The sequence below is a fragment of the Flagellimonas eckloniae genome, from assembly GCF_001413955.1.
Classification (GTDB): domain Bacteria; phylum Bacteroidota; class Bacteroidia; order Flavobacteriales; family Flavobacteriaceae; genus Flagellimonas; species Flagellimonas eckloniae.
Map to the genome: position 1 here is coordinate 1971051 of NZ_LCTZ01000002.1, position 13676 is coordinate 1984726.

At 37.5% G+C, this 13676-nt stretch carries 15 protein-coding genes; 5 read left to right on the forward strand and 10 right to left on the reverse strand.

What is annotated here, in order from left to right:
- Positions 1–16 precede the first annotated feature (16 nt).
- The gene (locus AAY42_RS08395; RefSeq protein WP_055394167.1) at positions 17–313 is read right to left on the reverse strand and encodes an isoamylase early set domain-containing protein; all 297 of its coding nucleotides are present in this window, start codon (positions 311–313) and stop codon (positions 17–19) included.
- Positions 314–477: 164 nt separating this feature from the next.
- Positions 478–1557 (reverse strand): aminotransferase class V-fold PLP-dependent enzyme, encoded by a 1080-nt coding sequence (locus AAY42_RS08400; RefSeq protein ID WP_055394169.1) that lies wholly within the window; start codon positions 1555–1557, stop codon positions 478–480.
- 54 nt (positions 1558–1611) lie between these two features.
- On the opposite strand from AAY42_RS08400, the gene AAY42_RS08405 reads away from it, so the two are divergent.
- The 3 genes from AAY42_RS08405 (at position 1612) to AAY42_RS08415 (ending at position 3960) form a co-directional block, all read left to right on the forward strand.
- Positions 1612–1998: a 2TM domain-containing protein gene (locus AAY42_RS08405; RefSeq protein ID WP_055397788.1), complete on the forward strand. Its 387-nt coding sequence runs from the start codon at positions 1612–1614 to the stop codon at positions 1996–1998.
- Complete coding sequence (locus tag AAY42_RS08410) at positions 1998–2495, forward strand: dihydrofolate reductase (RefSeq protein WP_055394171.1); 498 nt, start codon at positions 1998–2000, stop codon at positions 2493–2495. The genes AAY42_RS08405 and AAY42_RS08410 overlap by 1 nt, the downstream gene beginning before the upstream one ends.
- A 199-nt stretch (positions 2496–2694) precedes the next feature.
- Positions 2695–3960, forward strand: coding sequence for a Kelch repeat-containing protein (locus AAY42_RS08415; RefSeq protein ID WP_055394173.1), 1266 nt, complete (start codon positions 2695–2697; stop codon positions 3958–3960).
- Positions 3961–4003: 43 nt separating this feature from the next.
- Here the strand turns inward: AAY42_RS08415 and murI are convergent, their stop codons facing one another.
- The 8 genes from murI to AAY42_RS08455 form a co-directional block, all read right to left on the reverse strand.
- Positions 4004–4786, reverse strand: coding sequence for a glutamate racemase (gene murI / locus AAY42_RS08420; RefSeq protein WP_055394177.1), 783 nt, complete (start codon positions 4784–4786; stop codon positions 4004–4006).
- 90 nt (positions 4787–4876) lie between these two features.
- Positions 4877–5386 carry an OmpH/Skp family outer membrane protein gene (locus tag AAY42_RS08425; RefSeq protein WP_055394179.1) on the reverse strand — a complete coding sequence of 170 codons (510 nt, stop codon included), beginning with the start codon at positions 5384–5386 and terminating at the stop codon, positions 4877–4879.
- Positions 5387–5430: 44 nt separating this feature from the next.
- Positions 5431–6267 carry an OmpH/Skp family outer membrane protein gene (locus tag AAY42_RS08430; RefSeq protein WP_055394181.1) on the reverse strand — a complete coding sequence of 279 codons (837 nt, stop codon included), beginning with the start codon at positions 6265–6267 and terminating at the stop codon, positions 5431–5433.
- A gap of 101 nt (positions 6268–6368) precedes the next feature.
- Complete coding sequence (locus AAY42_RS08435) at positions 6369–9041, reverse strand: BamA/OMP85 family outer membrane protein (protein WP_055394183.1); 2673 nt, start codon at positions 9039–9041, stop codon at positions 6369–6371.
- Positions 9013–9753 carry an isoprenyl transferase gene (locus AAY42_RS08440; protein ID WP_055394185.1) on the reverse strand — a complete coding sequence of 247 codons (741 nt, stop codon included), beginning with the start codon at positions 9751–9753 and terminating at the stop codon, positions 9013–9015. The genes AAY42_RS08435 and AAY42_RS08440 overlap by 29 nt, the downstream gene beginning before the upstream one ends.
- Positions 9754–10437, reverse strand: coding sequence for a type IX secretion system protein PorG (gene porG / locus AAY42_RS08445; protein ID WP_055394187.1), 684 nt, complete (start codon positions 10435–10437; stop codon positions 9754–9756).
- Between the two features lie 112 nt (positions 10438–10549).
- Positions 10550–11431, reverse strand: a complete 882-nt coding sequence (locus AAY42_RS08450) for an NAD kinase (protein ID WP_055394189.1) — start codon at positions 11429–11431, stop codon at positions 10550–10552.
- Position 11432: 1 nt separating this feature from the next.
- Entirely contained in the window at positions 11433–12089 is a 657-nt protein-coding gene (locus tag AAY42_RS08455) for a CBS domain-containing protein (RefSeq protein ID WP_055394191.1), read from the reverse strand.
- A gap of 85 nt (positions 12090–12174) precedes the next feature.
- On the opposite strand from AAY42_RS08455, the gene AAY42_RS08460 reads away from it, so the two are divergent.
- Positions 12175–12891, forward strand: a complete 717-nt coding sequence (locus AAY42_RS08460; RefSeq protein ID WP_055394193.1) for a pyridoxine 5'-phosphate synthase — start codon at positions 12175–12177, stop codon at positions 12889–12891.
- A complete protein-coding gene (locus AAY42_RS08465) occupies positions 12891–13661 on the forward strand; it encodes an alpha/beta fold hydrolase (protein WP_055394195.1) in 771 nt (256 codons plus the stop codon). Before AAY42_RS08460 ends, AAY42_RS08465 begins: the two co-directional genes overlap by 1 nt.
- The last annotated feature ends 15 nt before the right edge of the window (positions 13662–13676 follow it).

Here is a 13676-nt window from a genome sequence, read left to right on the forward strand (position 1 = left end):
TGATGACCTTTAAGCTTCATACTTCAAGTACCGCATTTTCCGTACCTGCATAATCGTTCCATTGAAAACGATCTGCTTCGGCATCGTTGATGTAGTTACCGTCCACTAAATATCTGAACTCGTAACTGTTTTCATTTGGAAACTCAAAAGTACCTTTAAATGTTCCATTTTTCAGCTTTTTTAATTTACTTCCTTTAGGGTTCCAGTTGTTGAAATCACCAACAACGGCAACTTTTTTTGCTTCGTCAGCAGGTACAGAGAAGGTTACCTTGCAAACTGGCTTACTTTTCAGGTATTGTTTTTTAATTGCCATGACACTTTGATTTTTCTTATTGAAATTAATTACAAAACAATAGATAAAACCACTTACTTACAACAAGTTACGTTCGATTTATCATATTGATAAAATGCTCCTAACAATAGGATTATCTTTGCAAAATTAGCAGCTTATTTTTCAAAAAAAATGATATTTGTCATCTAAGCTTTGAGTATGCTCAAAATTGTATCAATCTCACTCTCTGTATTATAGAAATGGAAACTTAACCGTATACCAGCTCCACGTTGCGAACAGACCACATTTTCATTGCTTAATTTTTCAAACAATCGTTGATCTCCCTTAATATTAAAGATAGTGCTGTGTATGCTCCGGTTTGATACCTGGTCCTCTAATAATCCCAATGCAGAAAAACCGGTTTTGGCCTTCTGCGATAGTGTCTGTATTTGATTGGAAATATGCTCAATACCTATATTGTGTAAAAAATCCAAGGAAAACTTAAGACTCCCAAAATTTAAACTGTCCAAATGTCCCGGTTCCAAATGTTTACAAAAAGGAATGGCATTCCTTTTTGTAATGTCCCTATTCACCGAGCCGTTCCCAATGGATTTAAGTTGAAATCGCTTTTTAACCTCTTCCTTGACCAGAACAAAACCATTTCCGTAACCTGACAAAAGCCATTTGTAGGCGCTCGCACCCAAAATATCGATTCCAGAATCCTGAAAATTGAATTGCGATGTTCCACAAAACTGAGTGCCGTCGACAATAATTATAAGATCTTCAAATTCGTTTTTTAAACGTTTTAAAAAATCCAGATCTATTTTGATGCCATTGATCCATTGTACAAGACTAAGTGCCAAAACATCAATGCTTCCCGCTTTTATTTTATCATAAATCCGAGCTTCAAGGTTTGCATCGATTTCCAAATAGTCCAATGTGAAGCCCCTGGTTTCAAAAGACCAATTCAATGAGGGGTAATCCGTTTTAAGAAGTAATATAGTTTGGTTTTTGGGCAACCCCTCCAATAACATATTCAACCCCAGAGTAAAATTGGGTACCAAAGCCACATTTTCGGCCTTGCAATTAAAAAACCTTCCAACAGTAGCATTGATCTGTGGGGTTTCTTCAAAACTCTTCCCTTTCATATGGCTCCCACCAATCAAATAATCTAAATCATGTTCTTGCCTCCATTCCATCAAATCCTCGCTTAACAATCCTGTAACTGCGGTATTTGCATAAATGCATTGTTTTAGGACGGGAAATTTGTTTCTCAATTTTTGCATTTAAATGAGTTTGATGCTAATTCATTTATATTTGCTGTTAAAGATAGCCATTCAATGTTATCCTTAAAGAAGAAGAAAAAAACGGTAGATATAGAACAACATGAGTTGTTGGAGAATGCTCAAAAACGGATTAAGCAGAAAAAAAGACTTTTTTCCCATTTTGTGATTTTTCTGATTGGAAGTGTTTTCTTGATTCTAATCAACAAAATCCTAAAATATGGGGAGGGTTATGATTGGTTTGTCTGGGGCATTACATTTTGGGCTTTTTTGTTTGTTATACATGCATTCAATGTTTTCATCACTCATAAGTTTATGGGGCAAGGTTGGGAGCGGAAACAACGCGAAATATTAGTCGCTAGACAAAAAGAGCGTATTGCCGAAATTCAAAAAGAAATTGAAACGGATTTCCCGCTTTCCAAAATCAATAAAAAAAAAGATTAGTGCGTCAATTGATAATTATAGCTGCGGCAGCTGAAAATAATGCACTAGGAATTAACAATGATCTTCCATGGCATCTACCCGACGATTTTAAGCGGTTTAAGGCATTAACAACTGGACATAAAATTATTATGGGGAGAAAAACCCTTGAAAGTTTTCCAAAGGCGTTGCCCAACAGGGAACATATCGTAATTACAAGGGATAGGGAATATGTGCCAAAATTTCCTTGTATAGTGGTGCATTCTTTACCCGAGGCTTTGGAACATGCGGCTACTGATGCACGTTCTTTTATTATTGGAGGTGGTGAAATTTATAAACAAGCCATGGAATTTGCAACGGATATTGAGTTGACTAGGGTTCATTCATCCTTTGAAGCTGATACTTTTTTTCCAGAAATTGATGCGTCTTGGAATCTGGTCAAGGAAGAGTACCATCCCAAAGATGACAAGCATGCGTTTGATTTTACCTATATGACCTATACAAAAAGATTATACTATTGATGAAACAAAACCCTATCAAGGCACGTTTGTGATTCAAATCTTTTAAAAGAACTTCAGTAAACCTCCCTTCTTTATTTTCCAAAAACCAATATCATTTTCTGGAATACAGGACATTCGAAACTATGGTGTTATGAAATGGCACTAGGGTTTTAGCATGCATTTTATAGTCACGATACCTTAGTCCTATAAATTCAAGCGCATGAAAAACCTATTTCATAAATCAACGATACTACTTTTTAGTCTGACGCTTATTACCAGTTGTGGCAGTGACGATAATGGGACCCAGGTTGACGTAAACACTCCACCGGAAGGCTTTAATTTATTGTCGGTGGCAAATGGCAGTACTGGGGTAGATCGTCTACCTGTCTTCACTTGGCAAGCATCTACAGACGCCGACGGAGATGAGATTACATACGAAGTATATATGGATACCGAAGATGGATCCACTTTGGTAGAAAGTAATATCACCTCCTCTTCCTATCAACCAGAGCAGCGCCTGGAACTTACAAAAGAATACCAATGGCGGGTGATAGCTAACGACGGTAAGGGCGGTACTACATCTAGCGGTACCTTTAGTTTTACTACCCGTAACATGCTTGCAGGGGAGAACCTCACAACTAATGCTTCTTTTGGTGAAGTATGGTATCAAACCACGGAGTATTTTAATGGAAATTTTTTGGTTTTGGGCGGTGGATTAGGTAACAGTCTTGCGCGTAATGAAGTGGTTTGGCAGAGCACTGACGGGGTGAATTGGACCGACGTCACCAACAGCACATCCTTTACACCCAGATTGCTGCATGCCTCGGTAGTTTTTAAAGACAAGCTCTGGGTTATAGGAGGATGGGTAGACGGTGTTATCTTTAGAAAAGATATCTGGTCCAGTACTGATGGTGTCAACTGGGTACAGGAAACAACCGATGGCGGCCTCCCTGAACTATATAATCATGAGGTGGTTGCCTATGACGATAAACTCTGGATCATTGGTGGAAATACTACAGACCCGGCAGTTTTTGATATTAATACGAATGTATGGGTAAGTGAGGATGGCGTGAATTGGAGTATTGCCAATACCACAATGATGTCCTTTGAAGTAGAGTATTGGCACAATCTTGTGGCTTTTGATAACAAACTTTGGGTTATTGGCGGAAGGATAAATGGAAGCAATTTTAATGAAATGTGGTGGACTAAAGATGGGAATACCTGGACAAAATCGGAGCCACAACCGGGCATCTCTTTTGGTTCCAATCAAAGCGTTTTTGTGCTCGACGACCGTATGTGGATGCTTACATTTGAAGCAGATTATTATACCACAGACGGCATTAGCTGGTCAATCAATAGCGTCCCTTTACAAGAAGGTTTTCCCAGTGCTGTTAGCACCGATTTTGCCATTCACAATGGGGCAGTATGGTTCCCTACATTTAATACGAGTACAAATACTAATGGGAGGGTTTGGATAAAAGAATAAGTGACCGGTTTTATATGTATTGTGATAGAATATCAACTGTTCGCTAAAAAACAATAAAGTCCGTTTTGATATTTGGTCCCTTCACAAAACTCTCCAATATTTCGAGTTCCCTGTTCGTGTAAAACTGATGTTCTGAAGGACTTTTTCGTGATATGGCCACTAGGTTTTGTTGCTCCAACACTGCTCTGGTCTGTCGAGCAACCGCTTCTCCAGAGTCTATAATATTTAAGTTCGGTGGGACTATTTTTTTAATTTGGGGTATTAAATAGGGATAATGTGTACAGCCCAATACCAAGCAATCAATTCCGGCCTCCAACATTGGAGCAATATACTTCTGTAGCAAAAGGTAAGTTTCTGTCGAATCTACTTGTCCACTCTCAATCAAATCAACCAAGCCTGTACCCTCCCGTTCAATGACTTCAATACCGGATGCATGCAATTTGGAAGTATTATGGAAAAGACTGCTCGACAATGTTCCTTTGGTGGCCAAAACCCCTACCTTCTTTGTTTTTGTCTTCAAGGCGGCAGGTTTAATTGCTGGTTCTATGCCAACAAATGGAACTTCATAAGTGGTTCTTAAATAATCAATGGCGTTTGTTGTAGCCGTATTACACGCTACCACAATCAATTTACAGGCTTTTTCAAGTAGGAGTTCAGTATTCTTAATACTCAACCGAAGTATTTCTTCCTTCGGTTTTGTCCCATATGGTGCATTTTTACTGTCTGCCAGATAAATTACGTCCTCATTGGGGAGCATTTTTTGGATTTCTTTCCAAATGGAGGTTCCTCCCACTCCTGAATCAAAAATGCCAATAGGCTGCTGCATGTTCAAAAGTAGTCACTAATATTAATGCAACAAAAAAACCGTTTTCCAAAATTTTGGAAAACGGTTTAAAATATATTTTTTAATGTAGTTTTAGAACCCTAGGTCCTGTTTTACCAATGGCAAAAGATCCTGACCCTTGGCCACGATAAGACTAAGTCCTGGACTAGCATCAATAACATAATCAACCCCTTGGGCAGCAGCAACTTTTTCTATTGAAGCTTTTGCTTTTTCAGAAATTGGTGCAAACAGGGCTTGTTGCTTTTTCTGCATTTCTTGCATTGCCGCCTGCTCTGCATTCTGAATATTTTTTTGGATTTCCTGCAACTCTATAGCTCGTTTTTCATTCTCTTCCCTAGATTTAGAGGTAGATTCATTTTGATATTGAGTTGCTTTATTTTGAAATTCGGTCATTGACCCTTTTAAATCGGCACTATAGGTTTCTTCCAATTTTTTTAATTCTGATTGAGCTGCTATCATCTCCGGCATTTCCGACAATAATTGCTGAACGTTTATGTGCGCAATTTTACTCTGAGCATTTACAAAACTTGTAGCAGCGACAAATAAAACTAATGCTACAGCAATTTTCTTTACATTTTTCATGATTCTAAGTTACTATTTTGAATGTTAATGTTAGTGTTTCAATATTATTGTTGTATTGAATCCTTCTCTTGTTCCTGCGTTTTTTCTCGCTCTTCCAATTTGGCCTTTCGCTTGGCTTCACGCTCTTCCAATAATTTTTTTCTTCGCTCCTCGTACGCTTTCTTTCTTTCTTCCCTTAATCTTAAGGCCTCTGCTCTTTTATCTTCCAATTCCTTTGTCTTGGCCTCTTTGGCATCCGCTGCATTTGCCTGTCTCTCTTTCAGGGCTTCGCTTATCTCCTTATCGGCCTCAGACTCTTCCTCAGTAAATTTATCCAAGCGACTTTGTTGTTTTTCCTTTTTGTTAGATTTACTCACTTTTCTAGTGCGAGCTATCTCTCTTAAAACCAAGTCACTAATGTCATGTCTTTTTTCGGAGTACAACATTACAACATCTGCTGATTTATCAAAAATAAAATCGTATCTTTTATTTCCTCCTATTTTTTGGACTTCGTTGAACACTTGATCCTGTATAGGCTGAATCAATCGTTGTTTTTGAAGCACCAAATCTCCTTGTGGGCCAAAACGACTCTGTTGATAATCAATCATTTCGGTTTCCAAAATCTGAATCTCTTCTTCACGTTCCGCAATCAACTCATCAGTTAATAGCACTTTTTCCGCCATTAAATCTTTCTTCATTTGCTCAACAGCGCTATACTTTAGCTCAATTTCCTTTTTCCATTTTTCGGCCTTGGTATTCAATTGCTCTGTGGCATCCCTATATTCTTCCACATTTTCCAGAATGTACTCCATGTCCACATAACCTATACGTACTCCTCTTTGTGAGAACGTATAATTGGATACCGCCAAAACAACTATTAACAAAAGAACTTTGATATTCATTTTTGTCTCCGCTTTTTTACATAGAAAATATCGTGCCAAAATACTGAAATCATTTAAAATGAGCTATTTAGAAATCGAGAAAAGGCTATATTTTCTTTTGGTTAAAACTGTTGCCCGATGATGAAGTGCGTTTGCCAGCCGCTAGGTCCAACTGATCCAGGTACCAAGTCCGTATCGAACCCGTAACCAAAATCAATACCTAAGAGACCAAATGCCGGCATAAATATACGTAGCCCCACTCCGGCAGATCTTTTTAATTCAAACGGATTATATTCATTAAAATTGTTAAATGCATTACCGGCTTCTAAAAAAGAAAGCCCATAAATAGAAGCAGATGGTTTTAACGTAAGTGGATAGCGCAGTTCCAATGAAAATTTATTGTAGATAGTACCACCATCTTGTTCCAAACTTCCCGTAATGGGATTTGTTATGTATGGTGTTAGGGAACTGTTTTCATACCCCCGCAATTGAACTATATCCCTTCCATCAAGAGTAAAGTTTCCTAAACCATCTCCACCTACAAAGAAACGTTCAAAAGGTACATCTCCAATATCATTGTTATAACTTCCTAAAAAGCCGAATTCTGCATTAGTTCTCAAAACCAATTTATCCACTAAGGTTGTATACCAATCTCCCTTAAATTTTACTTTATAAAATTCCAACAACTTAAAGCGTTCTTCTTCCAATCTCTCAAGTTCATCACTTTTTTCAGAAAACTCTAATTGTTCCTCAACACTGGTAGGGCTGGTACCAATCTCAAAAAGCCTTTCAGTTGTAGTGTCGATATCCTCCTTAATCTGTTTGAAGTCTTTTTTACTAAAAAGTGAGTATGGCGGAGTGAATTTTGCAGTAAGTTCAAAATTAGAACCTGTCATTGGGAAAATTCTACTTGGTCCCTGCGAACTTCTTGTTATTCCAAAAGTATAGCTCAACGAATTAGAACTTCCGTTACCAAAATTGAAAAGGCCATTATTGAAATCATTAAAATCATATAACTGGTAGCTCAATGAGTGAGAAATAGTAAAGAAATCATCTGGCCACTGCACACGTTTTGCAAGACCAGCAGAGACCCCAGTTATCGAGAACCCACGGTCTTTATCCACATCCAATCTTCCATCTGTACCAAATGTTGTAGAAAACTGTTGTGTTCTTGAAAGTGAAAGATTAAATCTTACCGGCTTTCTACCACCTAACCAAGGTTCAGAAAAATTTAAGCTGTAAACACGAAAGGTTCTACTTGCTTGTAGCCGAAGTGCAAATGTTTGCCCATCTCCCATTGGAACCGGTTTATATGCCTCTCCATTAAAAATATTTTTTAGAGAAAAATTACTAAAGGATAATCCCAAAGTTCCTATAAATCCACCGCCACCAAAGCCACCTTGTAGCTCAATTTGACTTGAACCAGACTCAACCAAGCTATATGCAATATCAACTGTACCAGCATTTGGATCTGGGTTTTGGATATCAGGCACAATCTGTTCTGCATCAAAAAAGCCTAACTGCCCCAATTCCCTGATACTTCGCACAATATTGTCCTTGCTATATTTTTGACCGGGTCTAGTGCGTAATTCCCTAAAAATTACATGGTCATTGGTCTTATCGTTTCCTGCTACCGTAACATGGTTTAGAAAAGTTTCCTTCCCTTCTATGATACGTATCTCAAAATTGATGGTGTCATTTGCTGCTGAAATTTCCACCGGATTAATGGATGAAAACAGGTAGCCATTGTTTTGATACGCATTGGTCAAATCCTGTCCATCAGGTTTTGAATCATCTGCCACCCTCTTTTTTAGAAGTACACCATTATATGTAGATCCCTTGCGAATACCAAGTATTTGGCCCAACTGTCGGTCCGTGTATACCGTGTTTCCAACAAAATTTATATCTCCAAAATAATATTTGTCCCCTTCTTCAACATTAATTCTTAATTCAATGTTGTTTTCATCAACCTTTACAAAGGTATCCGATAGGACACGCGCATCTCTATAGCCACGCTCCGCATACGTATCCACCAAATTCGAGAGATCTTCCTTATAATCTGCTTCAATATATTTCGACTTTTTCCAAAAACGGTATATCTTTTTCTTTTTGGTTTTCTTCAGGGCCTTTTGTAGTCGTTTGCCCGAAAGTTTATCATTACCCGTAAAAACAATATCCTTAACTTTTACCTTATCGCCCTTTTTTACATTGATAACCATACTCTGGGTATTGGTTCCAGATGTATCTGCAGCCGTGGCTATATTAACATTTGCATTTAAATACCCTTGTTTTTTATATTTATTCTGAAGGTAATTTTTAGTGTTGGCGATTAAACTCTCAGTTATTTTCTTTCCTTTTTTAAGGTCGGTATCTGTAAGGATATCTTCCACCTTTCGTTTCTTAACACCATAAACCGTGACATTTGAAAGTGTTGGACGTTCCAAAATACTTAATTCCAAAAATATTTTGTCGCCCTCTATTTTTGTATAGTAAAATTCAACATCGCTGAACAATTCCAGACTCCATAATTTTTTAATGATAGAACTTATTTCGTCCCCCGGTATCTTAATGGGTTGTCCTTCACGAAGCCCAGTATATGTTTTAACGGTTTGCTCGTTATAACTTTGAAGCCCTGTAACAGTTAATCCTCCTAGAATATAAGTTTTTCCATTCTCAAAAGAAGTCTCCTGAGCGAAACTTTGACCGGCAGTTAGAAAGGTAAAGAGGAGTAATTTTAAGTATAATAGGGTGGAATTTTTTGTTTCCTTAGTTGAGTTGTTCGCTAGTTTTTCCAAATCGTCGTTCTCTATTTTGGTAATTCAATATTGCTTCTACCAAATGATGTTCACTAAAATCAGGCCAAAATACATCAATAAAATATAATTCGGCGTATGCTATTTGCCAAAGTAAAAAATTGCTTATCCTATGTTCCCCACTGGTACGAATAAGCAAATCCACATCTGGTAAAAAATGCGTGTAAAGATGAGTATTTATAACGGCTTCATCAATGTTTTCAGGTGAAATTATATTATTTTTAACTTTGAGACTAATCTCCCTAACAGCAGTTTTTATCTCTTCCCTGGATCCGTAGCTTAACGCCAACGTAAGGGTCATACCCGTATTTTTGGATGTTTTTGAAATAACTTCGGCAAGTTCTTTTTGGGCTTTGGGTGGTAAGGAATTAATATTTCCAATTGCGTTTAATTGGATATTATTTTTGTTGAGAGTGTCCAATTCTTTCCGTAATGAAGCAACCAAAAGTTTCATTAAAGTTTCAACCTCTATTTTGGGGCGATTCCAGTTTTCTGTGGAAAAAGCGTATAACGTTAAGAATCCTATTTGCAGTTTTGCGCAGTTCTCAACAGTCTTTCTAACCGCCTCTACTCCATTTTGATGACCAAAAACCCTGAGTTTACCGCGTTGTTTGGCCCATCTACCGTTACCATCCATGATAACAGCTACATGCTTTGGAAGTTTATTTTTGTCTACGTCCTCTAATGTGTGCATTTATTCAAAACAATCCTGGCAGGGTTTACGTCCAAAGGTATACGTTAATGTAAAACCTGAAAAGACATACCAGTCATCGCTTAAAATATTTCCAAACCTAAACTGCTCAAAATTGGAACCTTCGGGGTTACTTCCGTCCAAATTGTCCGTAAATGTATACCGAGCTCCAATCTCAGCGCCAAGAATCAAAAATTGATTTAGTCGATACTTTGCCCCAACCGTCATTGGAATTGCAAAACTACCTTCTTTTTGGTTAATATCCTGCACCTGGAGGGCATCAAAATAATTAAAATCGTATCTAAAATATGTGAAGCCTGTATAAAGATAAGGGCTAAAGGCAGGTCCTAGCTTGTGTAAATTGTACTCAACAAAGTTAAATTCAAGACCCAAGGAAGCTTCCAAAACCGAATTGTCCATTACATATCCGCGCTGTTTTCTAGAAGACATGCTTGATTTTGAATCATCTGCTGTAAAGCTACCATATGTTACGCTTGCGCGCCATGCATATCTTTTGCTTTGGTTCCATTTAAAAATCCCCCCAAAAGCTGGACCTGATGGCAAAATGAAGTTTGTGCGTCCTACATCGCCAATATTATTCGCACCACCGGCAAACAAACCAATCTCATAGGTCTGAGCATTGACCTTAATCATACAGCATAAAAAAATAGCCAAAACTATTCGCATACTATCCAAAAATTATACATGTTAGAGGTAAAGGAAGGTCAATAAGGTATATTGTTATGTATGTTCTCTTTTGATAAACAGTTTTTAACCTGTTTTATTGTTTTTGACAGGTTCAATTGCGTTTATCCTGTCCCCAGAGTAGTTTTTTACGAAGTGTTTTTAAGAAACTTTCCGATTTATATTCTATCATTTTTATAGTGAAATCCGATTTTCTTATTCTGATTTCCGTCCCGTTGGTAATTGTGGCAATTCTAGAGTCCAGAGACACCAAATGGTTTTCCTCCCTACCTGAAACTTTTAACCTTATGGTAGTATCATCTGAAATCACAAAAGGCCTTGCATTCAGATTATGGGGGGCAATCGGCGTTAAAACCAAGGATTTTGCAGATGGCGCAATTACTGGACCACCACAGCTCAATGAATATCCGGTTGAGCCTGTTGGTGTGGAAACTATCAATCCATCTGACCAATACGATGTTAAATATTCATCATTCAGATAAGTTTCGACAGCAATCATGGAAGTAGTATCCTTACGACTGACCGTAATTTCATTCAAGGCGAAGTTAAGGTCACCAAATGTATTTAAATCAGAATTTAAACTCACCTCAACCAAAGTTCGTTCTTCAATAGTGTAATGTCCGGCTGTAAATTCTGTCACAACTTTCCGAACGTCTTCCTTTTTAAAGGTAGATAAAAACCCAAGTCGCCCAGTATTTACTCCAACTATTGGTATTCCTAAATCTTGAATATAAGTAACCGCTCTTAACATGGTGCCATCTCCTCCAAAGCTAACAAACATATCAAATGAACTGTCCAATCCTGAAGTTTGGGAGAAAGTTCCATAGTCACAATCCGGAATATGTTTGGCTATTATTTGAAGAAAATCTTCTTCTATAAAAACAGAGGCGTGAACTCCCTTTAATTCATCCAAAAGTGCAGCAACATAAACCTTGTCCTGCTCTTGAAAGGCCTGTCCATAGATTGCGACTTTCATGCTAAACGTTAAGGTATTTCTCTAAATAATCTGATCGTTGCTTTAAATCCTCCAGGAACTGATCATCGCTATTTCCAAAGATTATGGTGTAGTTATATCTTCTAAAAGTTTGAGCCACTTCGTTGAGATTCATTGTTCCAACCTTTAGGGTTATTTGCACCACATCATTTTGGGAATCTGTAATGAAAGCCCCCAGCAAACGCGCATTATTACTTTCCACTATTTGGGCAATCTCACTGAAAGAATAATCTTTTTCTCCCGTGGCCACTACAAGAATTCCTCCGGGTTCTTTAAAAAATGGAGTATCTATAAATACAGCAACTACATCTTCCAAATCGTAGTAACCAACGATTACCTTGTTCTCGTCCAATACTGGGAGAATGTTAGCCTCGTTTCTAGAGAACATTTCCAATACATCTAACCAAGCTGTTTCCTTTGTAACATGAAAGGTTTCCAGTTCAAATCGAAAATCCTCAATCTTTTTATCGGGCTCAAAACAGGGTAAATCGTTTTCAGATAACAACCCAATATAAAATCCATTCTCAGTAATTGCAACATGTGAAAATGTTGTTTCCTCAAAAAATTGAATAACTTCCTTCAAAGTCTCAGAGACCTCAAAAATAGGTACAGTGCTTATTATTTGATTCTGGATTTGCATTACTTTTTATTGGTTGCAAAATACTAATTTTAAATCGCAAAAGGTGTGCCTAATGCTTATTTTTGCTAATCAAAAATGCAACTCCATGACTAAATTAAGTGTCAACATCAATAAATTGGCAACCTTAAGAAACTCCAGAGGTGGCAATGTGCCTAATTTGTTGAAATCAGCTACGGACATTGAATCTTTTGGAGCCCAAGGCATAACCGTTCATCCTAGACCAGATGAACGCCATATTCGCTATCAAGATGCCCATGACTTAAAAGGGGTAGTGACTACGGAATATAATATTGAAGGAAATCCTATACCAAAGTTTATGGATATGGTCCTTACTATAAAACCAACCCAGGTTACCCTGGTTCCTGATGCTGAAGACGCTATCACATCAAATGCAGGATGGAATACGATAAAACACAAAGATTTTTTAATCGAAGTGATAAAAACTTTTAAAGACTATGGAATCCGCACTTCAATTTTTGTGGATCCAGATGTTGATATGGTAAAAGGGGCGGCTGAAACTGGAACAGACAGAATTGAGTTGTATACCGAAAGTTTTGCCAAAGAATTTTCTGAAGGAAAGAAAACTGAAAGCATTCAACCTTTTATTGATGCCGCAAAAATGGCCAACAAACTAGGTTTAGGTATAAATGCTGGCCATGATCTTAGTTTGGACAATATCAAATTCTTCAAAGAACATATTCCCAATTTATTTGAAGTTTCAATTGGGCATGCGTTAATCTGTGAATCCCTATATCTTGGGTTGGAAAATGTGATTAATATGTACTTACATCGTTTAAAATAATGGAGTTGTTACATTCAAAAATATTGGGCGAAGGAAAGCCATTATTTATTTTACATGGCTTTTTGGGCATGTCCGATAATTGGAAAACACTTGGGAATCAATTTGCGCAAAATGGTTATCAAGTGCATCTTATTGACCAGCGCAATCATGGAAAAAGTTTTCATTCACCTGATTTTGATTACTATATATTGAGTGAGGACATTGTAAATTACATGGACCATTTTCAAATTGAAAACACACATTTAATTGGTCATTCGATGGGAGGAAAAACGGCAATGCAATTGGCCACAACAAACAAAAAGTTGGTAAGCAAGTTGATTGTTGCAGATATTTCTCCCAAATATTACCCTCCCCATCATCAACCTATAATCGACGCCTTAGCCAAATTGGATTTCAGCAAAATCTCTTCCCGAAAAGAGGCAGATGAAGAACTTTCAAACCATATCCGGGAAACGGGAATACGTCAATTTTTATTAAAAAACCTCTTCTGGGTGGAACAAGGCAAGCTGGGCCTCCGATTCAATTTTGAAGTGCTAAAAGACAAAATGGACGAAATTGGGGAGAATATAAGCTCTATAGCCTCATATGATGGGCCAACCTTATTTCTTCGAGGTGATCGCTCGGAATATATTTTGCCTCGAGACTATCCTGAGATAACAAAACATTTTCCAAAAGCTACCATAGAAACCATTGACAATGCCGGACATTGGCTTCATGCCGAAAACCCAAAACAGTTTTTTGAAAAGTCACTTGAGTTTCTCAACACATAAAATTTATTTCAGTAT

Coding starts and splice junctions, on each gene's coding strand:
- AAY42_RS08395 (WP_055394167.1), bottom strand. CDS start 313: ATGGCAATTAAAAAACAATACCTGAAAAGTAAGCCAGTTTGCAAGGTA.
- AAY42_RS08400 (WP_055394169.1), bottom strand. CDS start 1,557: ATGCAAAAATTGAGAAACAAATTTCCCGTCCTAAAACAATGCATTTAT.
- AAY42_RS08405 (WP_055397788.1), top strand. CDS start 1,612: ATGTTATCCTTAAAGAAGAAGAAAAAAACGGTAGATATAGAACAACAT.
- AAY42_RS08415 (WP_055394173.1), top strand. CDS start 2,695: ATGAAAAACCTATTTCATAAATCAACGATACTACTTTTTAGTCTGACG.
- murI (WP_055394177.1), bottom strand. CDS start 4,786: ATGCAGCAGCCTATTGGCATTTTTGATTCAGGAGTGGGAGGAACCTCC.
- AAY42_RS08425 (WP_055394179.1), bottom strand. CDS start 5,386: ATGAAAAATGTAAAGAAAATTGCTGTAGCATTAGTTTTATTTGTCGCT.
- AAY42_RS08430 (WP_055394181.1), bottom strand. CDS start 6,267: ATGAATATCAAAGTTCTTTTGTTAATAGTTGTTTTGGCGGTATCCAAT.
- AAY42_RS08440 (WP_055394185.1), bottom strand. CDS start 9,753: ATGCACACATTAGAGGACGTAGACAAAAATAAACTTCCAAAGCATGTA.
- porG (WP_055394187.1), bottom strand. CDS start 10,437: ATGCGAATAGTTTTGGCTATTTTTTTATGCTGTATGATTAAGGTCAAT.
- AAY42_RS08450 (WP_055394189.1), bottom strand. CDS start 11,431: ATGAAAGTCGCAATCTATGGACAGGCCTTTCAAGAGCAGGACAAGGTT.
- AAY42_RS08455 (WP_055394191.1), bottom strand. CDS start 12,089: ATGCAAATCCAGAATCAAATAATAAGCACTGTACCTATTTTTGAGGTC.
- AAY42_RS08460 (WP_055394193.1), top strand. CDS start 12,175: ATGACTAAATTAAGTGTCAACATCAATAAATTGGCAACCTTAAGAAAC.
- AAY42_RS08465 (WP_055394195.1), top strand. CDS start 12,891: ATGGAGTTGTTACATTCAAAAATATTGGGCGAAGGAAAGCCATTATTT.